At 70.7% G+C, this 24,052-nt stretch carries 19 protein-coding genes; 6 read left to right on the top strand and 13 right to left on the bottom strand.

What is annotated here, in order from left to right; all coding sequences use genetic code 11:
- Window positions 1–15: 15 nt before the first annotated feature.
- The 4 genes from AB0B66_RS40965 to dhaK form a co-directional block, all read right to left on the bottom strand.
- Window positions 16–885 (bottom strand): MIP/aquaporin family protein, encoded by an 870-nt coding sequence (locus AB0B66_RS40965; protein WP_360540554.1) that lies wholly within the window; start codon window positions 883–885, stop codon window positions 16–18.
- 223 nt (window positions 886–1,108) lie between these two features.
- Window positions 1,109–2,692, bottom strand: a complete 1,584-nt coding sequence (locus AB0B66_RS40960) for a putative PEP-binding protein (protein WP_360540552.1) — start codon at window positions 2,690–2,692, stop codon at window positions 1,109–1,111.
- Window positions 2,689–3,330: a dihydroxyacetone kinase subunit DhaL gene (gene dhaL / locus AB0B66_RS40955; protein WP_360540550.1), complete on the bottom strand. Its 642-nt coding sequence runs from the start codon at window positions 3,328–3,330 to the stop codon at window positions 2,689–2,691. The genes AB0B66_RS40960 and dhaL overlap by 4 nt, the downstream gene beginning before the upstream one ends.
- A 2-nt stretch (window positions 3,331–3,332) precedes the next feature.
- Entirely contained in the window at window positions 3,333–4,331 is a 999-nt protein-coding gene (gene dhaK, locus AB0B66_RS40950; protein WP_360540548.1) for a dihydroxyacetone kinase subunit DhaK, read from the bottom strand.
- Window positions 4,332–4,425: 94 nt separating this feature from the next.
- Here dhaK and dhaM point away from each other — a divergent pair, with 94 nt between their 5' ends.
- Window positions 4,426–4,818, top strand: a complete 393-nt coding sequence (gene dhaM, locus AB0B66_RS40945; RefSeq protein WP_360540546.1) for a dihydroxyacetone kinase phosphoryl donor subunit DhaM — start codon at window positions 4,426–4,428, stop codon at window positions 4,816–4,818.
- A complete protein-coding gene (locus tag AB0B66_RS40940) occupies window positions 4,802–5,062 on the top strand; it encodes an HPr family phosphocarrier protein (RefSeq protein ID WP_360540544.1) in 261 nt (86 codons plus the stop codon). Before dhaM ends, AB0B66_RS40940 begins: the two co-directional genes overlap by 17 nt.
- Before the next feature lie 270 nt (window positions 5,063–5,332).
- Here AB0B66_RS40940 and AB0B66_RS40935 read toward each other — a convergent pair whose 3' ends face one another.
- A complete protein-coding gene (locus AB0B66_RS40935; protein ID WP_360540542.1) occupies window positions 5,333–6,301 on the bottom strand; it encodes an aldo/keto reductase in 969 nt (322 codons plus the stop codon).
- Between the two features lie 174 nt (window positions 6,302–6,475).
- On the opposite strand from AB0B66_RS40935, the gene AB0B66_RS40930 reads away from it, so the two are divergent.
- On the top strand, window positions 6,476–7,561 hold the full coding sequence (locus tag AB0B66_RS40930) for an alpha/beta hydrolase (protein ID WP_360540540.1): 1,086 nt from the start codon (window positions 6,476–6,478) through the stop codon (window positions 7,559–7,561).
- Window positions 7,562–7,653: 92 nt separating this feature from the next.
- Here AB0B66_RS40930 and AB0B66_RS40925 read toward each other — a convergent pair whose 3' ends face one another.
- Entirely contained in the window at window positions 7,654–11,922 is a 4,269-nt protein-coding gene (locus AB0B66_RS40925; protein WP_360540538.1) for a discoidin domain-containing protein, read from the bottom strand.
- A gap of 647 nt (window positions 11,923–12,569) precedes the next feature.
- Here AB0B66_RS40925 and AB0B66_RS40920 point away from each other — a divergent pair.
- Complete coding sequence (locus AB0B66_RS40920) at window positions 12,570–15,056, top strand: discoidin domain-containing protein (RefSeq protein WP_360540536.1); 2,487 nt, start codon at window positions 12,570–12,572, stop codon at window positions 15,054–15,056.
- Between the two features lie 191 nt (window positions 15,057–15,247).
- Here AB0B66_RS40920 and AB0B66_RS40915 read toward each other — a convergent pair whose 3' ends face one another.
- Window positions 15,248–15,457 carry a hypothetical protein gene (locus AB0B66_RS40915; protein WP_360540534.1) on the bottom strand — a complete coding sequence of 70 codons (210 nt, stop codon included), beginning with the start codon at window positions 15,455–15,457 and terminating at the stop codon, window positions 15,248–15,250.
- Between the two features lie 228 nt (window positions 15,458–15,685).
- On the opposite strand from AB0B66_RS40915, the gene AB0B66_RS40910 reads away from it, so the two are divergent.
- Complete coding sequence (locus AB0B66_RS40910; RefSeq protein ID WP_360540532.1) at window positions 15,686–16,969, top strand: hypothetical protein; 1,284 nt, start codon at window positions 15,686–15,688, stop codon at window positions 16,967–16,969.
- A gap of 199 nt (window positions 16,970–17,168) precedes the next feature.
- On the opposite strand, the gene AB0B66_RS40905 is transcribed toward AB0B66_RS40910, so the two are convergent.
- The 3 genes from AB0B66_RS40905 to AB0B66_RS40895 all read right to left on the bottom strand — a co-directional run bounded on the left by AB0B66_RS40905 (window position 17,169) and on the right by AB0B66_RS40895 (window position 20,255).
- On the bottom strand, window positions 17,169–18,554 hold the full coding sequence (locus AB0B66_RS40905; RefSeq protein ID WP_360540531.1) for a DUF1996 domain-containing protein: 1,386 nt from the start codon (window positions 18,552–18,554) through the stop codon (window positions 17,169–17,171).
- A 486-nt stretch (window positions 18,555–19,040) separates the two neighbouring features.
- On the bottom strand, window positions 19,041–19,622 hold the full coding sequence (locus AB0B66_RS40900; protein WP_360540529.1) for a hypothetical protein: 582 nt from the start codon (window positions 19,620–19,622) through the stop codon (window positions 19,041–19,043).
- 195 nt (window positions 19,623–19,817) lie between these two features.
- Window positions 19,818–20,255 (bottom strand): potassium channel family protein, encoded by a 438-nt coding sequence (locus AB0B66_RS40895; protein WP_360540528.1) that lies wholly within the window; start codon window positions 20,253–20,255, stop codon window positions 19,818–19,820.
- Between the two features lie 157 nt (window positions 20,256–20,412).
- Between AB0B66_RS40895 and AB0B66_RS40890 the strand changes: the two genes are divergently transcribed.
- The gene (locus AB0B66_RS40890; protein WP_360540526.1) at window positions 20,413–21,075 is read left to right on the top strand and encodes a hypothetical protein; all 663 of its coding nucleotides are present in this window, start codon (window positions 20,413–20,415) and stop codon (window positions 21,073–21,075) included.
- Between the two features lie 118 nt (window positions 21,076–21,193).
- Here AB0B66_RS40890 and AB0B66_RS40885 read toward each other — a convergent pair whose 3' ends face one another.
- From AB0B66_RS40885 to AB0B66_RS40875, 3 genes are all read right to left on the bottom strand, one after another.
- A complete protein-coding gene (locus AB0B66_RS40885; RefSeq protein ID WP_360540524.1) occupies window positions 21,194–22,585 on the bottom strand; it encodes a GH1 family beta-glucosidase in 1,392 nt (463 codons plus the stop codon).
- Complete coding sequence (locus tag AB0B66_RS40880; protein ID WP_360540522.1) at window positions 22,582–23,478, bottom strand: carbohydrate ABC transporter permease; 897 nt, start codon at window positions 23,476–23,478, stop codon at window positions 22,582–22,584. Before AB0B66_RS40880 ends, AB0B66_RS40885 begins: the two co-directional genes overlap by 4 nt.
- A partial coding sequence (locus AB0B66_RS40875; RefSeq protein WP_360540520.1) for a sugar ABC transporter permease occupies window positions 23,478–24,052 on the bottom strand: 575 nt, incomplete at its 5' end. The genes AB0B66_RS40880 and AB0B66_RS40875, both read right to left, overlap by 1 nt.

The following is a 24,052-nucleotide window of genomic DNA, read 5'->3' as shown; positions in this document are numbered from 1 at the left end:
TGCCGGTCGCTGTGCTCACGCGTTGTTCTCGGACGTGCCGGACTCCTTCACGCCGACCGTGCCGACCGGCGTGACTGCCTCCTCCACCTGCTCGACCGTCAGATACCGGCCGATGAGCACGTGGTACAGCCAGGCGCCCAGCGGCCCGCCGATGAGCGGCGCGACGATCGGCACCCAGAAATAGAGATTCCCATACTGATCTCTGAAGGCGGACTCGTAACCGGTCAGATAAGACGCCAGCCGGGGCCCGAAGTCACGGGCCGGGTTGATCGCGTAGCCGGCCGCCGTGCCCCAGGCCATGCCGATCCCGACCACCAGCAGACCGATCATCAGCGGGGCCAGGTTGGCCAGCGGCGGCAGGTTGAGCAGGTCGGTCAGCGCCAGCACCACGAACAGCAGGATCGCCGTGCCGATGATCTGGTCGCGGAACGCGCCCCAGGTGCCGATCGGCAGCGAGCCGTTGCCCGGCAGGGTGGAGAAGACGCCTTGCGTCTTCATGGTCAGACCCGGGTCCGTCTGGTGCAGCACCTCGGTGTAGTTCCAGCGCACGAGCAGCGCCGCCACGAACGCGCCCAGGAACTGGGCGACGATGTAGGGCAGCACCTTCACCCAGGGGAACCCCTTGAACAGGGCCAGCGAGAAGGTCACCGCCGGATTGAGGTGGCCGCCGCTGATCCGCGCCGCGACGTACACACCCATGGTCACGCCCAGGCCCCAGGCCCAGGCGATGCTGTCGTGGTCGCCGAGCCCGCCGCCGACGACCTGGGCCACGACCCCGACGCCGAACAGAATCAGGATCATGGTGCCGGCGAACTCCGCGCTCAGCTCGCGCCACAACCCCTTCGTGGCGCTCGGCTTGTCCACTGCCGTCCCGGAACTTGCCATGTCTGTCCGCCCCCCAGAGGTGTCCGCGGGTAGGGCGGCGAGGCCGTGCGGCGCGCGGAAGGTCGTGTGCCGTCGCGGCAGGAAACCGCCGCCGACCACCGAAAACGGTGATCCACTCGCGCTACGTGTCCAGCATAGAACGAATCGCGTCCAGGCTGGATCGCTCTCCGATACCCGCTGCCGGGTATGGCGCGCCTCGTGCGCGATGCGTACGAGATGGGCTTTATTCGCCGACGTCCAGCGTCGTGTCACGAACCGCGGCGCGCACCTCGTCCAGCGCCGTCGGGGCCGCCGACAGGGTCCGGCAGCCCGTCGACAGCAGCAGCGGCACCAGTGCAGGGTCACCGGCGGCGTCGCCGCACACCGACACGTCCCGGTCGTGCCGACGGCCCGCGCGCACCACCGCTGTGACCGCCGCCAGCACCACCGGCTCGGCGATCCGGCCCGGTGTCAGCGCCGGATCGCGCCGGTCCAGCCCGAGCAGCGCCGCGGTCAGGTCGTTGCTGCCGATCGACAGGAAGTCGGCCGCGGCCGCGAGCTCGTCTACCGACTCCACCGCCTCGGGCAGCTCGATCATCGCGCCCAGCGGCGGTGCGGGCACCCCGCGCTCGGCGGCGGCCGCGCCGAGCAGGTCCCGGCAGCGGGCCAGCTGGGCCACCGAGACCACCATCGGGATCATGACCCGCAGCTGGGCGCCGTCGGCCTCGTCGAGGATGGCCGCGAACTGGTCGGCGAGCGCCTGCGGGTTGTCCAGCATCAGCTCCAGCCCGCGATGACGCGACGAGGTGCCCCACAGGAACGGCGGCAGCTTGTCCGGCGCGAAGTCGAGCGTGCGCACCGTCGCCCGGTGCCCGGCCAGCGCCGCCAGCACCGGCCGCAGCGCCGCGGCGTGTTCGGCGCGGGTCGGCCAGTGCCGCGTGTTCAGGAAGGCCACTTCGGTGCGGATCAGCCCGGAACCCTGCGCCCCGGCGGCCAGGCCCGCCACCGCGTCCGCCGCGGTCGAGACGTTGACCAGCAGCGTCACCGGGGTGCCGTCCAGGGTCACCGCCGGCTGGCCGCGCTGCGCCGCCAGCTCCTCGCGCCGCCGACGCGCCACCATCGCCGACCGGCGGGCGGCCTCCAGCCGTTGCGCCGTCGGGGACACCGTCAGCGTCGCCACGACCGCGTCCAGCACCGCCTCCCGGCCCGCCGACGATGTCGGCACGGTCACGCCGAACAGCAGCGGCACGCCCAGCGCCCGCGCCACGATCGCCACGTGCGCGTTCGGCCCGCCGAGCCGGGACACCCCGCCCACCACGGTGACCGACGGGTCGAGCAGGTCGTCGGCGCCCAGCTCCTCGGCGACCAGGATCACCGGTTCGTCGTCGGGCTCCGGGGCCGGGCCGCCCCCCATCCGCAACTGGTCGACCACGCGGCGGCCGATCTGGCGCACGTCGGCGGCCCGGGCCGCCAGCGTGGGGTCCGAGAGCGCGGCCAGCACGTTCGCGTACCGCTCCGCCGCGGCGAGCACCGCCCGGTCGGCCGGGGTGCCGTTCTCGACCTCGCCGATCGCGGCCGAGCGCAGGTCGGGGTCGTCGGCGATGAGCGCGGTCGCCTCCAGGATGTCGGCGGGCGTGCCGTTCTCGCCCCGGGCGCGCATGCTCTGCGCGGTGCAGCGCAGCCGGGCCGCGACCGCGTCGAACGCCGCCCCGACCTGGTCCGGGGTGGCGGTCGCCGATTCGCCGTTGGTGCCGTACGCCAGATGACGCAGCTTGCCCACCGCGATCCCGGGCGCTCCCGTCACCCCGCAGTAGACCTCGGGTCTCATGGCGCGGCGGTGTCGGCCAGGGCCTGGAAGATCAGCCAGGTCGAGGTGGCGCCCGGGTCCTGGTGCCCGATGCTGCGCTCGCCGAGGTACGACGCGCGCCCCTTGCGGGCTTGCAGCGGCACCGTGGCCCGCATGCCCTCGGCCGCGGCCTGCGCGGCGGCGCGGGCGGCCGCGCCCAGCCCGCCGTCGCCGTCCCCGGCGTGCTCGCGCTGCGCCGCGTCGTAGGCGTCGACCGCGGGCAGGTACGCGTCCACGATGGTCTTGTCGCCGGGCGCGGCCCCGCCCAGCTTGCGCAGCGCCTCCAGCCCGGCGCGCAACCCTGCCCCGAACGCCGCCGCGTCCACCTCCGGCCCCTCCGGCAGCGACTTGCCCAGCGCCCGCAAGGCGCTGCCGTACAGCGGCCCGGCCGCCCCGCCGACCTTGGACACGAGTGTCGACCCGGCCAGCGTGAACACCGCGCCGACGCCGTCGGGCGCGGCCCCGGCCAGCGCGGTGCGCACCGCGCCGAAGCCGCGGTTCATGTTGACGCCGTGGTCGGAATCGCCGATCGCGGCGTCCAGCGTGGTCAGATGGTCGGCCTGGGCCGCGATCGCGTCCGCGGCGGCGTCCAGCCAGGCCTTGGCGAGCGCGACGTCCATCGTCAGACCCCCCAGCGCAGGGCCGGGGTGCGCACCGGGGCGTCCCACAGCCGCAGCAGCTCCGGGTCGGCCCGGCACACCGTCAGCGACATGCCGGCCATGTCCAGGCTGGTCACGTAGTTGCCGACGAGGTTGCGCGCGATACGCACCCCGGCCGACTCCAGCAGCCCCGCGAACTCGCCGTAGAGCAGGTACAGCTCGATCAGCGGGGTCGCGCCGAGCCCGTTCATCAGCACGATCGCGTCCTCGCCCGCGGCGACGGGTTTCGCGGCGAGGATCGCCTCCAGCGTCATCGTGGCGATGTCCCGGGCGGGCAGCAGCTTCTCCCGGCGGCGGCCCGGCTCGCCGTGGATGCCGACGCCGACCTCCATCTCGTCCTCGCCCAGCTCGAAGCCGGGCCGCCCGGCCGCGGGTGTGGTGCACGGGGTCAGGGCGATCGCGAACGAGGCGCTGGCCTCGTTGACCCGGGTGCCCAGCGCGGCCACCGAGACCGCGTCCCCGCCCTCCTCGGCCAGCGCCCCGGCGATCTTCTCGACCAGCATCGTCGCGCCCGTGCCCCGGCGGCCCGCGGTCCAGGTGGAGTCCTCCACCGCCACGTCGTCGTCGACCAGCACCGAGTGCACCTCGATGCCCTCGTCGGCGGACAGCTCCGCGGCCAGCTGGAAGTTCATGACGTCGCCGGTGTAGTTCTTCACGATGTGCACCACGCCCGATCCGGCGTCGATCGCCTTCGCCGCGGCCAGGATCTGGTCCGGCACGGGCGAGGTGAACACCTCGCCGGGGCAGGCCGCGTCGAGCATGCCCAGCCCCACGAAACCGGCGTGCAAGGGCTCGTGACCTGACCCGCCGCCGGAGATCAGGCCGACCTTGCCGGCCCGGGGCGCGTCGGCCCGTACCACTATCTGCTGTTCCAGGTCCACCCGCAGGTCCGGGTGGGCGGCGGCCAGCCCCACCAGCGACTCACGGACCACCGCGTCCGGATGGTTGATGAACTTCTTCACGGCCGGGCTCCCTTCACGGGCGTCGTCAGGTCCATCCTGCCCCGACCGGGCGCAGTGTGCCCGGTTTACCGGTCCGCGGGGCTACCATCCCCACATGAACGGCACCGTTGGCCTGGTCCTCGTCTCGCACAGCGCCGATCTGGCGGCCGGGCTGCGCGAGCTGCTGCGGCAGGTGGCCGGCGACGCGGTCGCGGTGACCGTCGCGGGCGGCGACGACGACGGCGGCCTGGGCACCTCGTACGACCTGATCCGCGACGCGATCGCCGAGGCCGGCTCCGGCGGGGGCGTGCTGGTCCTGCCCGACCTGGGCAGCTCCGTCCTCACCGCGAAAGCCCTCCTGGAGCAGCACCCGGACCCCGGGGTCCGCCTGGTCGACGCCCCGTTCGTCGAGGGCGCGGTCGCCGCCGCCGTCATCGCCGCCACCGGCGCCGACCTCGACACGGTCGCCGACGCCGCCGAGGAGGCCTGGCATGCCCGAAAGCTCTGAAACCACCGTCGTCCTGCCCGCCCACCTGCACGCCCGCCCCGCCGGCCAGGTCGTCGTCACCGCCGCCAAGTTCACCAGCACCATCGAGATCGTCTACGGCGCCAAAACCGCCAGCGCCAAAGGCGTCCTAGCGCTCCTGGCCCTCGGCGCCACCGCCGGCGAAACCGTCACCATCCGCGCCACCGGCCCCGACGCCCCCGCCGCCACCGAAGCCATAGCCACCACCCTCCGCACAACAGAATGAAGGAAGGGCACCTTCTTATCGTTTTGCGTAGAGGAAGGGCACCTTCTTAACGGGTTAACCGTTGTGACCTGCGGGTCCATCGGCAGTTTCGCGCGGCTGGGCTGCTGGAGCCGCGCGTCCGCGCTACGCAGCTTCGACCTCCATAGACGATGGCCTATCACATCGAAAAAACGCGCATCGGATTCGATGTTATAGGCCATCGTCTATGGAGGCAGGTAGGTTCGTGGCGTGGTGGCACTTATGCGGAGCGGGCAGGTTCGTGACGTGGTGTCACTGCCAGGGCAGGGTGGCGCGGTGCTTCCAGTAGTGCTCGGCGGGCTCGGCCAGCGCCGCCAGCCGCGCCAGCTGCCCGTCGGACAGGCGCACCCGGGCCGCGGCGAGGTTCGTCGCCAACTGCGCGGTCGTGGCCGCACCCGACAGCACGACGCCCGCCCACGGCTGGGCCAGCACCGCCGCCAGCGCCACCGCATCCTGCGGCGCGCCCGCCTCCGCCGCGACGTCGGCGAGCACGCCCGGCTCCGGCGACGGCTCGGCGAGCCGGCCGTTGGCCATCGCCTCCTTCACGATCACCTGGCAGCCGGCGGCGCCGGCCGCGGCCAGCGCCCGGCCAGCGGACGGTTCGAGTACGTTCCACGTCGCCTGCACGCTGCGGAACAGCGGCACCCCGTCGACCTCGATGGCCAGCGCGGCGTCGATAGCGTCGGCTTGCCGGGGCCCGCTGGCGGAAAAGCCGACGGTCACCCCGGTCGCGGCCAGCTCGGCCAGCCGCCGGTGCAGCGCGGTATCGGTCAGCGCCGGGCTCTCGACGGTCAGCGAATGGATCTGGTACAGATCCAGCCGCTCCCCCAACAACTCCCACGTCTCGGCGAGCTGCCGATCGAACGTCGCGACCCCGTGGTCCTTGGTCTCGTGCACCGCCGCGTCCACCCGCCACCCCGCGGTGTACGTGTACCCCCACTTGCTCCCGACCACCATGTCGGGCACGTCCCGCGCGCCCAGCCACCCGGCCAGGAACTCCTCCGCGCGGCCGTACGAGCGCGCCGCGTCGGCATAGCGCACCCCGGCCGCGTACGCCGCGTCGAGCAGCTCATACGTACGCTCGCGCAGCTCGTCGACGGTCCGCTCGGCGGGCAGATCCCGCTCCCGGTGCAGGTTGATGTATCCCGGCCGCCCCACCGCGGCCAGCCCGAACCCGATCCGGGCGACGGGGCTGCTCAGGTCGAGCCGTTCCAGCGACATGCCTACATCATTCCGCCTGCCCCGGGTGGCCGTCGATCCGACACCCTGCGGAACCGACTCGCGCCGCGGCCCCGGCAGGTAGCCTCCGAGCTGGGCATACGAGTCCGCGCGTGTCCACGCCGCGGTGGCTTTCCGCACGCGCTCACCTCCGTCGACCCCTCAGGGAGGTTCCGGATGGTCGACCGGCGTACGTTCGGCAAGATCCTCGGCTCCGGCACGGTCGCCGCCCTCGGCGGCCTGGCCGCGCCACCCGCCGCGAGCCGGGCCGCGGGCCGTGCCGCGGTTCCCACTCCGGGCACACTGCCGGGACGCGGCCGTCCCGGCGCGACCGTGCCGGACCCGGGGACCCGGGCACAGCCGGATTTCGGTCCGGTACGCCAGATCGACGCCGGCGAGCTGAACGTCGGCTACGTCGAGGCCGGTCCCGCCGACGGCCGGCCGGTGTTTCTGCTGCACGGCTGGCCGTACGACATCCACAGCTACACCGCCGTCGCGCCGTTGCTGGCCGCGAAGGGCTACCGCACGATCACGCCGCACCTGCGCGGCCACGGCACGACCAGGTTCCGCGACGCGGCGACGCCGCGTACCGCCGAGCAGTCGGCGTTCGCGCTGGACCTGGTCGCGCTGATGGACGCGCTGGGCATCCGGCAGGCGGTGCTCGCCGGGTACGACTGGGGTTCGCGCACCGCCGACATCGTGGCGGCGCTGTGGCCGGAGCGGGTGAAGGCGCTGGTCTCGGTGACCGGCTACCTGATCACCAACCGGGAGGCCAACAAGCAGCCGCTGCCGCCGAAGGCCGAGTGGGCGTGGTGGTACCAGTACTACTTCTCGACCGAGCGCGGCAAGCTCGGCCTCGACGAGAACCGGCACGACCTGGCGAAGCTGATCTGGACGTTCAACTCCCCGACGTGGAAGTTCGACGACGCGACGTTCGACCGCACAGCGGCGTCCTTCGACAACCCCGACTACGTGCCGATCGTGATCGGCAACTACCGCTGGCGGCTGGGCCTGGCCGAGGGCGACCCGCGCCACGACGACCTGGAGGCGCGGCTGGCCAAGGGCCCGACGATCGCGGTTCCGACGATCACGCTCGACGGCGAGGTGGACCCGTTCACGCCGCCGGGCGACGGTGCGGCGTACCGGGCCCGGTTCACGGGGCCGTATCAGCACCGCGCCCTGCAGGGCATCGGCCACAACGTGCCCCAGGAGGCCCCGGGTCCGTTCGCCCAGGCCGTCATGGACGCCGACCAACTGCGATAGCCGCACGAACCCGCAGCTCACCGCCTCAGGACGTGAAGAAGGGCACCTTCTACAACGCGGAGCGTTAAGAAGGTGCCCTTCCTTTCTACCTACTAGCTGATGTTGAGGGTGAAGGTGGTGGTCGTGTTGCGGATGTTCTGGAAGTTGTTGCTGAAGGTCAGGTTGTTGAAGGTGGCCGAACCCCTCGCCGGGCCCTGACCCGCCTCGGGCATCTCGTTGACCCAGATGCCGATGCCGGACTTGGCGTCGTACGCGTCACCGCTCTTCTGCGCGCCGCTGATGCTGACGTTGGTGAAGACGGTGTCGGTGACCAGCTGCTGCTCCGGGTACTTCGACTGGAACATGATGCCGGAGTACGTCGGGTCGACGATGTCCACATCGGTGATCCGGATGCCGCGGAACTCCTTCGAGGCCGCGAAGATCCAGATGGCGCCGAAGGTCTGGTTGCCCCAGAAGTGGCCGCCGGCCCGCACGAGCGAGATGTTCTCGAACCGTGTGGGTGTCGTGCCGAATCCGACGAACGGGTATCCGAAGTCCAGCGAGCTGATCGTGATGCCGGAGTACGTCAGCATGTCCGCGATGTACAGGTTGCGGAACACGTTGTCGTAGCCGCCGTACACCGCAAGACCCGCGGCTCGCCAGGTCAGCGTCGCCGAGAGGTTCTCGAAGACGTTGCCGTGGTTGCCGACCGAGCCACCGGAGTCGATCGCGGAGAACAGCGCGAACGCGTCGTCGCCGTTGCCGCGGCCCTCGACGTTGGTGACGAGGTTGTTGGTGGAGTCGTTGGTCAGGTTGATGCCGTCGGCGAAGGTGTTGCGGACCCGGCTGTTCTTGACGGTCCAGCCGCTGACGTTGACACCCCACCAGCCGCAGACGGTGTGCTCGACCCAGACGCTGTCAAAGGTCAGGTTGTTGACCGTCTTCAGCTCGCCCCAGACCTTGCCGGGGCCGTCCTGGCGGATGGTGTAGTTGCCGAAGAACGCCAGGTGCTCGAAGGACGAGCCGTTGGCGCTGCTCTCCACCCGGAAGCCGGCGTCGGTGTTCTCCTGGCCGACCGGGGTGTGGAAGCGGGTGTACCACATGCCCGCGCCGACGACCTTGACCGCCTTGCCGTAGACGCTGAGCTTCTGCGCCGTCTCGTAGTTGCCGGCGGGCAGGTAGACACCGACGAACGTGCCGGTGGTGTCCATCCGGACCGCGTCGAGAGCGTTCTGGACCTCCTGGTGCGAGGTGCCGGTGGGCACCTTGTACCGGGCCGGGTCCGGGTTCGCCCGCGGGCTGACCAGCTCCAGGTTGATGAAGTCGATCGCGAACGTGCCGCTGTTGGCCGCGTCCTTCTGCAGCTTGATCGTGGCGCCCTGCGGGATGGTGGAGTCCAGCAGGATGTTGGCCTCGTCGTACAGGTGGCGGGCCGGGCCGGCGCCGGGCGAGTTGCTCGGCCCCGCCTCCGCGCCGTAGAGCCACGCGTACTTCGAGGTCAGCGTGATCGACTTGTGGAACACGTTGTTGACGTAGATGTTCAGCGTCGACGTGGTGCCCGTGCCGCCGGAGTTGTCCGGGATGGAGAACCGGGTGACCAGGGCGTTGGCCGCGGACTTGGTGGTCCACTGGACGTACTGGCCGTTGCTGTTCAGCGTGACGGCCTTGCGGCCGCTGGCCTCACCGGCGAGGTCGCCGATGGTCCGGTTCGGGCCGACGACGGTCGCGCCGCCACCGGTCGAGCCGTCCTCGGCCTCGTACATGTCGTAGTTCATGTTCGCGCCGCGCCCGACGAACAGCGGCGTGTTGCTGGTGTTGTTGGCCTGCTTGACCGCCAGCTCGTTGCCGTCGTTGGCCAGCACCACGCGGACCGTGTACCGGCCGTTGGCCGCGGTCCAGGTGCCCAGGTTGACCGTGCTCGACGTCGCCCCGGCGTTGATCACACCGGAGTACGAGCCGGTCAGTGTGCGGACCACGGTGCCGCCCTCGTTGAGCACGGTGAGGGTGATGCCGTGCGCGCCGCTCGCCGAGGCGATGGTGCCCTGGTTCTTGATCGCCACCGAGAAGGTGACGGTGTTGCCGGCCGACGGGTTGCTCGGCGTCCAACTCAGGTTCGCGACCAGGTCGGAGCTCTGCACCGGGCTGACGGTGAGGTTGCTCGACGCGGTGAGGCTGTTGTTGGCCTCGTTCTGCTCGATGACGCTGTTGGCCTCGTCGACCTTCGCGGTGACGGCGTACGAGCCGGCGGTGCGGGTGCCGATGTTGGCGTTGACCGTCGTCTGCGCGCCGGCTGCCAGCGAGCCGACCGAGCCGGTGCCCACCAGGGTGGTGCCCAGGTAGAAGTTGACGTTGGTCGCGCCCGAGGTGTTGGTGCCCGCGTTGCGGACGACCGCGCTCAGGGTGACCGCGTCGGTCTCCACCGGGGAGGCCGGGGACCAGGTGACCGAGGTGACGGTGAGGTCCGGGTTCGGCGCCGGGGTGCCGATGACCTGGAGCTCGGCGACCTGGCCGCCGGGGGCGCCGGTGTTGCCGGTGAACTGGAGCCGGATGTCGGCGTAGTTGCCGGAGGCGTTGACGGTCACCGTGTTGCCGGTGGCCGGGTTGAAGTTGTACGCCGCCGAGGAGACCACGTTGACGAACGACGACGAGCTCTGCTCGCGGCCCAGGATCTGGAAGGTCTGGGTGCGGGCGCCCCACGCGGCGTCGGGGTTGAGCTTGACGACGACCGAGGACACGCCGACGTTGGAGCCCATCGCCACGGTGAGCTGGTTGGGCGACGTGCTGCCCTCCCAGTACGTGGTGAGGTCGCCGTCGTTGGCGTTCTCCGGCGCGAAGATGTGCGTGTGGCCGTTGTCGGTGATCGGCTTGTTGAGCGCCTGGTTGGTGCCGCCGCCGCCGGAGCCGTTGCGGGTGACGATGTTGCTCATCGGCGAGATGTTGCCCGCCGCGTCCTTGGCCCGCACGTAGTAGCTGACCGTCGCGGTGTCCGGCTGGCTGTCGGTGTAGGTCAGGGTCGAGCCGTTCACGCTGGCCCGCAGCGCGCTGTTGGCGTAGATGTCGTACCCGGTCACGGCGACGTTGTCGGTCGACGCGGTCCAGGTCAGCCGGATCTGGCCGGAGGCGGGCAGGGTGTAGGCGAGGCTGCCGGGCGCGGTGGGCGCCTGGGTGTCGCCGGTCTGGCCGGTACGGGTCACGGTGTTGCTGTTGCCCGACTGGTTGCCGGCCGCGTCGCGGGCCCGCACGTGGTAGCTGACCGTCTGGCTGTCCGGCCGGCTGTCGGTGTAGGTCAGCGTCGAGCCGCTGACACTGGTCAGCAGGTCGCCGTTGGCGTAGATGTCGTACGCGGTGACGCCGACGTTGTCGGTGGAGGCGTTCCAGGTCAGGCGGATCTGGCCGGACGCGGGCTGCGTGTAGGCCAGGCTGCCCGGGGTGGACGGGGCCTGCGTGTCACCGGTGGTCGGGCCGTAGATCTCGAACTCGGAGATCTGGCCCGCCGGCCAGCCGGTGTTGGCGGTGATGTTGATCCGCACGTACCGGGTGGACGCGGTGGCGAAGTCGATCGTCACGGTGTTCGAGCCGGTGAAGTTGTACCCGGTCGAGGCCACGATGTCGGAGAACGTGGTGCCGTTGGTGCTGCCCTGCACCGCGAGGGTCTGCGTGCGCGCGCCCCAGCCGCTCGGGATCTTCAGCACGACCCGGTTCACGCTCACGGTCGAACCGAGGTCGACGCGCAGCCACTGCGGCCACGCGTTGTTCACGCTCTCCCAGTAGGTGCCCTGGTTGCCGTCGTTGGCGTTGCCCGCGCCGTACACGTCGGCGTGGCCGCTCTCGGCGATGGCCTTGCCGATGGCGAGGTTGCCGGACGAGCCGCCGCCCGCGCCGTACACCTCCAGCTCTGACAGCTGCGCGGCCGCCCAGCCGGTGTTGGCGGTGATGTTGATCCGCACGTAACGGGTGCTGGCCGCGGTGAAGTTGATCGTCACCACGTTGCCGGAGCCCGGCTGGAAGTTGTACCCGGCCGAGCCGACGATCGTGCTGAACGAGGTGCCGTTGGTGCTGCCCTGCACGGACAGCGTCTGGGTGCGCTCGCCCCAGCCCGCGGGCAGCTTCAGCACGACCTGGTCGATGCTGACGGTGCTGCCGAGGTCGACCTGCGCCCACTGGGCGAAGGCGCCGGAGCTCTCCCAGTAGGACCCCTGGTTCGAGTCCACCAGGTTGCCGGTCACGTAGGGTCCGTTGACGCTGCTCGCCGAGGTCGTCTTGCCGGCGGCCAGGTTAGGCCCTCCGGCGGCCGAGGCCGGTGACGTCGGCCCCGCCACGACAGCCAGGCTGGCGGCGACGACCGTCGCGAGCAGCCTGGTCCGGACATTCTTGAGTTTCACTGCACTCCTCCCTGCATTACCTCTCCTGCGTTCATCCCGCCGCGAATCCGCGGTCGCCGTCGTGGAACGACGGCCACCCCGTGGTGCGGAAGGCGACCCGGCCGGAGCGGATTGCGGCGACGTGCCAGCTCACGCGCACACGCCGCCACGGCCGAGGAGCCACCTGCCTGTTACGACTTCAAGTCATCGGTGTTTCTGACTGTGGTAGCAAAACGTTAGAGCCTTGGTAGTTAGAAGTCCACAGTCCAATGCAAAAAACGTAGCAACCGTCGGGTGAGGACGGACGGTGATCATTTCGTATGCATACCGCCACCACCCCGCCACGACCAGCGCCGGTCACCGCCGGTGACGCCCACTCATGACCACTGATCTCGAAAGTCTCCGTTGTGGACGGCCGAGCGCATCGCCACACGCGGATGAGCAGGGGCGGTCGGCGAACCTGGGGAGCCCGTCCCACGCGCCCGCCGCGATGGCAAGCGTTGCGCCGTCACCGTCCGCAACGTTTCGATTGGCATTGCAAACTTGCACAGGACTCTAGAGTTTTTGCGAACACGTATCTAAGGTTTTGCCTACGCCGCTCCCCCGGCCGCGTCGCAGGCGATCCGGGGCAGCCGAACCGTCCCGACCCCGTAACGGAGAGGACCGTCATGTCCGTCTGGACACGGCCCCTACGCGTGCTGCTCGCCGCGCTGACGGTGGCCGCCGCGCTCACCGCGGCGCCGCAGGGCGCGTCGGCCGCCGACCCGCCGCCGTCGCCGAACGTGCACGTCTTCTACTACTCCTGGTACGGCAACCCCGCGGTGTACGGCCAGTACCGGCACTGGCAGCAGGGCGGCCACACCCCGCCCGCCGACGTCGGCGCGAACCTGTACCCGAAGCTCGGCGCGTACGACTCCGGCGACTACGCGGGCGCGGTCGCCCAGCACATGCAGTGGATCCGCCAGTCCGGCGCGGGCGTGCTCGTCTACAGCTGGTGGGGTCAGGGCTCCTACGAGGACAACCTGGCCTCGGGCGTGCTCGCCGCCGCGGCGGCGCAGGGCCTGAAGGTCGCCTGGCACCTGGAGCCCTACGCGGGCCGCACCGCCGCCTCCACCGTCGCCGACATCAACTACCTCAACAGCCGGTACGGCTCCAGCCCCGCCTACTACCGCGACGCCGCACACGGCAACCGCCCCGCGTTCTACGTCTTCGAGAGCCTGCTCATCGCCGACTGGTCGCCGATCGCGCCGCTCAAGAGCACCAACATCATCCTGGCGCAGACCACGGACACGTCGAAGGTCGCCCACTTCGGCGGCATGTACACCTACGACGGCATCGCCGGCTCCACCGCCCCCGGCTGGGCCAACGCGAGCGCGTTCTGCAAGGCCAACGGCCTGATCTGGGCCCCGTCGGTCGCACCGGGTTACCTCGACGACCGCGCCGTGCCCGGCAACACCACCCCCACCGTGGGCCGCGCCGACGGGGCGACCTACGACCTGCAGTGGAACAACGCGCTGAACCCGGCGACCGGCGGCCTGCCGGACTGGGTGTCGATCACGTCGTTCAACGAGTGGCACGAGGGCTCCTCCATCGAACCCGCGCACGCCACCCCGCCCGCGGGCTTCGGCTACCAGACCTTCGACGGCGCGTACGGCCTGTCCGGCGCCGCTGCCGAGACCGCGTACCTGACGCGGACCCGCCACTGGGCCACCGAGTTCGCCAACCGCTCCGGCCCCGGCGACACCGTGCCGCCGACCCCGCCCGCCAACCTCACCGTCACCGGCAAGACCGCGACCAGCGTCTCGCTGTCCTGGTCGCCGTCGACCGACAACGTCGGGGTCGTCGGATACACCGTCTACCAGGAGCTGGGCGCGACCGACAACGTCGTCGCCGCCCCCGCCGGCACGTCGGTCACCCTCAACGGCCTCACCCCGGCCACCGCCTACTCCTACTACGTACGCGCCCGCGACGCCGCCGGAGCGATCTCCGGCCTGAGCAGCACCGTCACCGCCACCACCGACCCGCAATCACCGACCGTCAACCTGGCCCTGAACCGCCCGGTCACCGCGTCCAGCACCAACGGCGGCTTCCCCGCGGGCAGCGCCGTCGACGGCAACGCCAGCAGCTACTGGGAGAGCGTCAACAACACGTTCCCGCAGACGCTCACCGCCGACCTGGGCAGCGCCGTGCCGGTCACCCGGACCGTGCTGAAACTGCCCCCGGGCTGGGGCGCGCGCACGCAGCAGATCGCCGTGCACGGCTCCACCGACGGCGTGACCTGGCAACCGCTGTCGGCCGCCGCCGGCCGCCTGTTCGACCCGGCCGCCGCCAACACCGTCGACGTGGCCCTGACCTCGGCCACGGTGCGCCACGTGCGGCTGACCATCACCGCCAACACCGGCTGGCCCGCTGGCCAGATCGCCGAGTTCGAGGTGTACGGCGGCACCGCCCCCGTCGACACGCTCCCGCCCAGTGTGCCGGGCAACCTGACCGTCACCGGCAAGACGCAGACGACGGTGTCGCTGTCCTGGACCGCGTCCACCGACAACGTCGCCGTCACGGGATACCGGGTGCTGCGCAACGGCACCCTGTTCGGCACCGCGAGCGGGACCGCGTTCACCGCATCGGGGCTGGCCCCGGGCTCGACGCACACCTTCACCGTCGCGGCGCAGGACGGGGCGGGCCTGGTGTCGGGGCCGTCGAACGCGGTCACCGCCACCACCGACCCGGCGGGCAACGTGAACCTGGCCGCCGGGCGGCCGACCGCGGAGAGCGGGCACGTGCAGTCGTACGGCTCGGGCAACATCACCGACGGCAACCGGGACAGCTACTGGGAGAGCCCGAACAACGCCTGGCCGCAGTGGGCCCAGGTCGACCTCGGGTCGAGTCTCGCGCTGTCCCGGCTGGTCCTGAAGCTGCCCGCCCCGGCGGCGTGGGCGACCCGTAGCCAGACCCTGTCCGTGCTGGGCAGCGACGACGGGATCACCTGGCGGACCCTGGCGCCGTCGGCGACGTACACCTTCAACCCGAGCACGGGCAACACGGTCACCATCACCTTCACGGCGACGCCCACCCGCTACGTGCGCGTGGTCTTCACCGGCAACACCGGCTGGCCCGCGGGCCAGCTCTCCGAGCTGGAGGCGTACGCCTCCTGACCGAACCGCCCTGCCCCGGGCCGCCGCTCCCACGTGCGGCGGCCCTGGGCAGGGCCCTGAAGCCGCTCGGGCCGCACTCCGCCGCGCGGGCTGCTGCAGTTTCGGGGAAAGTGCACGAATCCTCGCGCTCATTCCTGCACTTTCCCCGAAACTGCAGGCCGATGTCGGTGGCGGCGCGAGGTGGGGACGGGTCAGGCGTCGCGGGGGCCGTCGAGCATGGCGTGGTGGATGATCCAGCCGAAGGCCAGGACCTCCTCGCCGTGGAACTCCAGGCCGACGATGCGGCCGAAGAGGTGGTCGAGCTGGGTGTCGCCCATGCGGTGCACCGCGCAGGCGATCCAGCCGGAGCGCGGTGAGGCGGGGGCGGACAGGAGGACGTGCTTGCCGCAACGGTGAGACATGGGCTGACCTCGTGATTCGGGGGCTGTCGACGGTAGCACCACGGCGGCGTACCCCCAAGGTGTGCGCGGGCTGCTGTGGTCGGCGACCCTGCTCGCCGTCCGCAACTACCGCCGCACTCAGGCAAAGGAAGGGCACCTTCATAACGCACGTCCGTGTAGAAGGTGCCCTTCCCATCTCTTCACCGGACGGGCACCACTCCACCAGGATTCCGGCGGAGAATCGGGCCCATGCCCCCGGCCATCGAGATCTTCGGCAGCCTGCTGGACCGCTCGCTCGACGACATCGCCCGCTGCTCCGCCGACGCGCGGACCTTCGACCGTCACGCGATATACCGGCTCGCCGACATCTGGGACAACAACACTTTCCCGCTGATGTACGCCGCGACGACTCCCACCGCCTGGGGACGTTCCCTGCTGGCCCGCAGGGGGCTGCGCTGGATGGGCGAATTCGGCACGACCCGCTACGACTGGGTGGTCGGAGCCGCGCCGTCGCTGACGGACATGCTCTCCCGGCCCGAGGAACTCCGGTTCTCCCGTGACCACATGGACCGCGTGTGCTGCTGGTCCGTGCCGCTGACCAGCGCCGGGGCCGCGAGCATCGACGCCGACTACGACCTGGCCGGGTCGACGGTGCGATCGATCGACGTGGAACGCGAGGGCGCCGTGCTCACCGCACGGTGTTCGGTCGAGGCGAGGCGCTGGTACGCCACCGACGTCGCCGACCCCGAACCGGCGGTCCTGCACTTCTTCCTCTCCGGCGTCGACCGGGCCTGCTTCGACGCCGCCGACCGCACCGGATCGTCCGTCACGGTGACAGCGGAAGGTGTCACCGTCAGCCTCGGCACGCACGGCGAGGTGCGCGGTGCCGGCGGCGAAATACGGCCGGACGACGCGTACTGGCACCTGTCCCAGGCCGGCCAGGCAGCCGACAAGGTCGTCCCCCGCGAGCGGCCCGAGCGCGACCGAGGTGTCACCGTCCGCTGGTTGCGCAACGCACCCACCGAGGCCGCCCGGGTGCTTCACGAAGCGATGCTCCACGTCCGCCGAGTGCGGTACGGCCACCTGGCCTACCGGACCCCCGTCGCCGAGATCGCCGAAGTCCTCGCCGGAGCCGGCAGTTCCATCATCGCCGCGGGCCGCAGCCGGAGCCGCGCAGCCGACGACGCGTTCCGGCGGCTCACGCGGCGATGGCAGGAGCAACTCCGCCCGCTCGACACCCGGCCCGCAGCACCGCTCGCCGAGGGACCGGCCCGCCTGCGCCGAGCCGTGTTCACCGCCGAGCACCTCCAGTGGGGCACCACCCGCCCGGCCTCCGCGTCCGTTCACCTGGCCGTGCCCGGCCGGCGGGACACCGAACCGTGGCGGCTGGCCGGTGAGCAGCTCAAGGAACCCGAAGGCTTCCAGCTGGACCTGAACGACGACGAGGTCGCCGAACTGCGCCGCGACCACGGGACGCTCACCTTCGGCTCCACGCTGACCGTCCACGGCACGACCGACCCGGCACTCGACTGAGTCCCACGTCCCGGATCTAGACGATCTGTTGTCGTTCGAGCGACAACAGATCGTCTAGATCTAAGCGCACCGCGCCGAGCGCCCGCACGGAACTGCGGTGAAGGAGTCACCGTGTCGGTGAGCTGCACCGGTGCCTGCCGGTAATGGCGGGCCACGCCAGGAGGCCGGCCCCGCCATGTCGGGGCCGGCCGTGGTGGGGTTACGGGAGCTGGTAGTTCGCGTTCAGCGCCGCGCCGCGACCCGGCTGGGTCTCGTCGTAGCCACGGGCGTTGCACTGCAGGCCACCACGGATGCAGTGGTTGACCAGGGCGGCCTGCGTGGCCGGGTCCCAGGCGTTGAAGAAGTCGTAGTGGAACGAGTAGCCCCGCCCGCTCGACAGCCGCACCTGGGACATGTCCCCGCTGACCGGGAACGCCATCTTGAACTCGATCATCGGCAGCGCCACCGGGTGGCTGGCCGGGCAGACCAGGTTCACCGGGTACGCCATGTGGCTCTTGTGGTCGGGGGTGTCCAGGTAGAGGCCGTTCCAGCAGCTGGGGGCCTGGTAGCGGACGTTCACCTGGGTGCCGACCGGGCAGTACGCCGGGAAGTCGGCGTTGTGGTAGCTCTCGCCGCACTCCCAGCCCTCGACCGAACCGAACATGAACTGGTCGGCCGTGGCGTTCGGGCTGCCGACGACGAAGCGCAGGCCCGGCGGGAACGGCCGGACGCTGGTGTAGTCGTTGACACCCGTCTTGTAGTAGATGACCTGCGGCCCGACCGGCGTGACGACCTGGTTGCCGTTGTACATCGTCGGCATCCAGTACCCGGACTTGTCGCCCGGGGCCACACAGGTGGTGCCGCCGGCCTGCAGCGTGGACAGCGTGCTGGCCGCGTTGGTGGTGCGGTTGCCCATGAACGTGTGCATGTGCGACGCGCCGGGCAGGCCGGGGTAGACGATCGGGTCGTCGGGCCGGTCGTGGCTGAACGCGCAGTTGGCCTGGAACTCGTGGAAGTAGGCGTGCGGCGGGTTGTAGGTCGACGGCGTGACGCCGGTGACCTGAGGGTTCGCGAGCACGTACCCGGTGGCGGGCGGCGTGGTGCCGTTGTCGCCGTACACCTGGAACTCCCACAGCGAGTAGCCGTAGCCGCCGTTGCGGGCGGTGCCGTACATCCGCACGTAGCGGCCGTTGCCCGTGACGTTGAGCGTCTGGGTGCCGCCGGTGCTGCTGGTGGTGCTGTAGATCGTGGTCCAGTTGCCGCCGTCGGCGGAGACCTGGATCTGGTACGCGGTCGCGTACGCGCCCTCCCACTGCAGCACCACCTGGGTGATCGCGGCGGTGGAACCGAGGTCGACGCGCAGCCACTGCGGGTCGCTGAATTGGCTGGACCAGCGGGTGGCGGGGTTGCCGTCGACGGCCGCGGTGGCGGGGGTGCCGCCGTTCTCGGTCGAGGACGCGGTGGCCGGCCTGCCTTGCGAGAGCAGGGTGACGGCCGCCTGGGCGGATTGCGTGGGCACCACGGTGACCAGTGACGCCAGCAGGGCCGCGGCGGCTAGCCCCGCGAACCTGGAGCGCCTCGGCCGGCTCTGGCCGATGGATGTCATCGAATCTCCCGGAGGGTGGGGGCTCGTCACACCGGGACGGTGCGGCGAGCCGGGACGGACGGTCCGAACCACGGGGCCGACGACGGGCATGGCGTCTCGACACCGCAGTACGATGGAGAGCGCTCTCCAATAGTGTTACGCCGCACCGCACATCCGTCAATGCGTCGTCCACTTTGCCCCGTTGGCGTCACTCGCCACGACAGCCCGAACACCCACCAGACCAAGGTGTACGCCAACGATGCGCGCCAGAAAATGCCTGATAACCGTGCAATTCAGACCGATTCTGCGAGGGTATTGACGAGCGGCAACATCCGCGTAACATCTCCGCTGTGGAGAGCGCTCTCCATCGCCGGTGCCGCCCCTGGATCCGAGGCGGCGGCACCGGCGTCACGCACCGACGGCGGCCCTCGCAGACCGGCGCCGGTGCCCAGAGAGCGCACGCCACCCGACGCGGACCCCTCGCGTCGCGGAGATCGCCGCTTCCGGTCAGGACCTGTCGGGCGCCCGCCGGTCCTGACCGGGCAGCGCGAGCTCCGTCCGCCGCCACGGCCCCGAGCCGGGCACCCCGGCGGTGACCTCCAGCGCGTCGACGGTGTTCACGGCGACCAGCGCCCTGCCGTCGTCGAGGACCAGCTCCAGCCCGCCCAGCAGCCACGCCTCGATCAGGCCGCCATCGTGGGCGTCGAAGCGGAAGTCGTGCTCCAGCACCCGCACCGCGGTCACCGTCGCGCCGAGCAGCACCGCCAGCTCGGGACGCCCGAGGTCGGCCCAGCCGACCTCCCGGTCGGGGTCGTCCTGCTCGTCGGTGTCCGGCAGCGGGTCCGCGGCCAGCTCGTCGCGGCTCACATAGAACCGGTCGAAATCCTCGGCGGCCAGCTCCAGTCGCTCGCCCGCGAACTCCAGCACGACGGGCAGCGTCGTGCACCGCTCACCGTCGCCGAGGTGACAGAGGCCGCGCATCCCGGTGAGCCTGCGCCCGACCAGCGAACGCAACAGGTCGCCGTGCGCGTCGAGCAGGCCCGCGACCGTGGTCACCGGCACCGGCCGATAGCCCACCATCCCCCACACCGGCGTGATGCTACCTGCGGCGTCCCGCTCGACCGCGACCATCAGCGACGCTGACGCCGACGCGGCTCCGGCACCCGGGCCGCAGGGCCGAGGCCTGCCGACAGGCGACCGCCGCCAGCTGACCACCGCCAGGCGAACGCCAGCAGGCGACCGCCGGCAGCCGACCGTCGCCAGCCGGCCCCATCCGGGGCGCGGCTATCGGTGGCCGTTGCCTTCGGTGCGCGCCTCGACCGCGTCCAGCGCGGCGCCGGCGCGTTCGGCGTCGGCCGAGGCCAGCCGTTCCACGATCCGGCGGATCTCGCGGAGCTGGTTCTTGATCTCTTCCTGCTCCTCGTGCTGGAACGCGTCGTTGTCGACGATGAGTTTGCTCGCGAAATGCGCAGTGATCAGCGGGATCACGAAGAGGATCATTACCGAGATCAGGATTCCGGCCATCACCCGGCCCTGCCAGGTCTCCGGGTAGGTGTCGCCGTAACCCACGGTCGAAGCGGTCACCACCGACCACCAGAGCGCGTCGCCCAGCGTCTTGTGCTCCTCGACCAGCCAGTAGATGCAGCTGGACGCCACGATCAGCAGCAGGTAGCTGACGACCAGCGCCTTCGGCGAGTTGGTGAAGCGTTTGAGCAGGCTCACGGCACACATTGTGCAGCCGCGCGCAACCGCGCGTCAGTGGCCGACCGGAGGGCACGCACGGCATCCGATCGGACGGGCGCGAGGGCGCGGAAATGTCGCCTCCGTCGATTAGAATGTGTGTACGAAAAATAATCGCTGAGCTGCGAACGGAGCCGACATGCCCACCCCTCAAGCGACCGTCGCCGACACCCCCGCCAAGCCCCTGCTGCCCTACGCCACGCTGCTGGCGTTCACCCGCTACGTGGACCGGTCCGGCCCCGCCAAGGCGGCGTTCGTCGGCAAGCTGCGCAAGCAGCGCGAGACCGGGCGCGGGTTCAACCCGCACAGCCGGCTCATCAAGGCGCTCAAGACCGACATCGACCAGCACACGCCCGGCACCCACCTGGTCGAGGTCAACGACGTGGTCGATCCGCGCTGGCAGCGGCTCTACGCGTCGCTGACGGCCGGGGCGGCCAGCTACCTGACGTCCATCGAGGGGCAGGGCTGCCGGCTGACGCAGACCAACGACGCCCTCGCCATGATCGGCGACCTGCCGGTGCGCATCAGCGCCCACTTCGGGCTTCGTTATGAGGACGGCCGCAGCGAAGCGGTCCGGCTGCACTTCGACGAGGAGCCGCCGACCGCCGACCTGATCATGGCAACGCTGCACCTGCTGCGGTCGAACATGGACCAGATCCTGCCGCACGCCGAGCCGGTGCTGGTCGACGTGCGGCGGGGCATCGCCTACCGCAGCGAGCCCGGCAAGGACGCCGACGTGGACCGCTGGCTGACCGGGGAGGCGGCGGGCTTCGCCGCGATGTGGAACGTCCCGCAGCACTGACCCGCACGCACGGCGCCCCGGCCCGCTGGTTCGCGGGCCGGGGCGTTCACGTGTGACGGTCGCCCCCCACTGAAACCCGGGCTGAGCGCGACGGACGGCAGTGCTCAGACCAGGCCCGTCACAGGCCGTTGTCGCGGATGACCTGGGTGTACCAGCGGGCGCTGTCCTTGGGCACCCGGCGCTGGGTGTCGTAGTCGACGTAGACCAGGCCGAAGCGCTTGTCGTAGCCGTACGCCCACTCGAAGTTGTCCATCAGCGACCACGCCAGGTAACCGCGCACGTCGGCACCCCGCTCGATCGCCTTGTGCACCGCCCGCAGGTGGCCGTCGAAGTACGCGATCCGGTCCGGGTCGGCGACCCGGTCGCCCTCCAGGATGTCGTGGTAAGCCGAACCGTTCTCCGTGATCATCAACGGGGTGCCCGGGTAGTCCCGGGACAGCCGGACCAGCGTGTCCGACAGGCCGGTCGCGTCGATCGGCCAGTCCATGCCGGTGACCGGCAGGCCCTGCGGCGGGAAGTCGACACCCTCGCTGCCCGGGTAGTTCGCCTGGCCGACCGCGCCGACCTTGGCCCGCACCAGCGCCGGCTGGTAGTAGTTCACGCCCAGCAGGTCGATCGGCGTCGAGATGATCTCCAGGTCGCCGTCGCGGATCGCGTCCGCGGCCCCGAACCGCTCGAACAGCGGCAGGATGTCGGCCGGGTAGTGCCCACGCAGCACCGGGTCCAGCCAGATCCGGTTCTGCAGGCCGTCGACGAGCCGGGCCGCGTCGCGGTCGTGCGCGTCGTGCGGGTTCTGCGGATCGACCCGGGTCAGCACGTGCGTGATGGACAGCTCGCGCGCGCCGCCCGCCCGCAGCGCCTGCGCGGCCAGGCCGTGGCCCAGCAGCAGGTGGTGCGCGGCCAGGTAGGCGGCCTTCGGCTCGCGCCGCCCGGGGGCATGGTCGCCGCTGGCGTACCCGAGGAAGGCCGAGCACCACGGCTCGTTCAGCGTCGTCCACGTCGCCACCCGGTCGCCGAGCCGCGCGATGGTCGCCGCGGCCAGGTCGGCCAGGTAGTACGCCGTGTCCCGGTTGGTCCAGCCGCCGTGGTCTTCGAGCACCTGCGGCAGGTCCCAGTGGTACAGGGTCACCATCGGCGCGATGCCGTTGGCCAGCAGCTCGTCCACGAGGCGGTCGTAGAAGTCGAGGCCGCGCGGGTTGACCGGGCCGGAGCCGTCGGGCTTGATGCGCGGCCACGCCACCGAGAACCGGTAGGTGCCCAGGCCCAGCTCCGACATGAGGCGGACGTCGTCGCGGTAGCGGTGGTAGTGGTCGCAGGCCACGTCGCCGCTGTGGTTGCGATACACCCGCCCCGGCTCGCGGGACATGGTGTCCCAGATCGACGGCATGCGCCCGTCCTCGGTCGCCGCCCCCTCGATCTGGTACGACGCGGTCGCCGCACCCCAGCGGAATCCCTGGGGGAAGGACAGCCGCGCGGGCGCGGCGATCTCCTGTGGCAGAACGCTGGTCATCCCTTGATCGCCCCTTGCATGATGCCTCCGATGATGTGCTTGCCCAGCGCCACGAAGACGATGAGCAACGGGACCGTCGCGATGATCGTTCCGGTGAGCGACAACGAGAAGTCCGTGATGTAACCGCTGGCCAGCGCGGACAGCGCGACCTGCACCGTCGGGTCCTCCGGGGTGAGCACCACCAGCGGCCAGAAGAAGTCGTTCCAGGCCGTCATGAACGTCAGCATGCCCAGCACCGCCGCCGCGGGCTTGGACACCGGCAGGACCACGTGCCAGAAGATGCGCAGCGTGGTGCAGCCGTCGGCACGGGCCGCCTCGATCAGCTCGGTCGGCACCGCCTCCCCGAGGTACTGCGTCATGAAGAACACGCCGAACGCGCTGACCAGGCCCGGCGCGATGACCGCGTACATGGTGCCGGTCCACTCGATCTTGGCCATGAGCATGTACAGCGGGATGATGCCGAGCTGCGTCGGGACCATCATCGTCGCGACGACCATGACCAGCAGCGCGTTGCGGCCCTTGAAGTTCAGCTTCGCGAACGCGAACCCGGCCAGCGTGGAGAACAGCACCACGCTGAGCGTGATCGCGCCCGACACCATGAACGAGTTGGCCAGCGCCTTGGCGAAGTCGATCGTGCCGAAGGCCCGCTCGATGTTCTCGAACAGGTTCGGGCCCAGGCCGAGCGGCGGCGGGACCTGGCCCAGGATGCCGTTGTCGTGCGAGCCGACGACGAACGACCAGTACAGCGGAAACGCCGAGAACAGCGCCAGACCGGTGAGGGCGAGGTAGGTGAGCTTGCCGGGACGGCGCTCCACGAAGCCCTTGTAGCGTCGCGACGGCGCGGGCGCGGCGGCCTCGGCGGCGCGGTCCGGACGGGTCAACGTGGTAGTCATCAGGACCTCCGCAGGCGGCTGGTCAGGAAGTAGTTGATCGCCGCGACGATCACGATGATGCCGAACATCGCCCACGCCGCGGTCGAGGCGTAACCGAAGTCGAACCTGCTGAAAGCGACCTCATACAGGTACAGCGACAGCGTCTGGAACTGCCGGTCCGAGCCGCCGGTCATCGAACCGCCGCCGAACAGCAGCGGCTCGGCCAGGACCTGCATGCCGCCGATCGTCGAGATGATGACCGTGAAGATGATCGTCGGGCGGATCGCCGGAACCGTGATCCTCGTGAGCTGCTGGAAGCTGCTGGCTCCGTCGAGGGACGCGGCGTCGTAGAGGTCCTTGTTGACCGCCTGCATCGCGGCCAGGTAGATCAGGGCGTTGTAGCCCGTCCACCGCCAGAGGATCATCACCGAGATCGCGATCTGCGACGACGCGGTGCCGGCCTGCCAGTCGATGCGGCCCAGGCCCAGGGTCTCCAGGATCCAGTTGACCAGGCCGTAGTCCTTGCCGAAGATCTGCCCGAAGATGATCGCCACCGCGGCCACCGACGTGATGTTGGGCAGCACCGCCGTCATCC

The sequence above is a fragment of the Catellatospora sp. NPDC049111 genome (assembly GCF_040648615.1).
In the GTDB taxonomy this organism is placed as follows: domain Bacteria; phylum Actinomycetota; class Actinomycetes; order Mycobacteriales; family Micromonosporaceae; genus Catellatospora; species Catellatospora aurea.
Note: the sequence above shows the minus strand (reverse complement) of the source record. Positions and strands in the feature narration are given on the sequence as shown.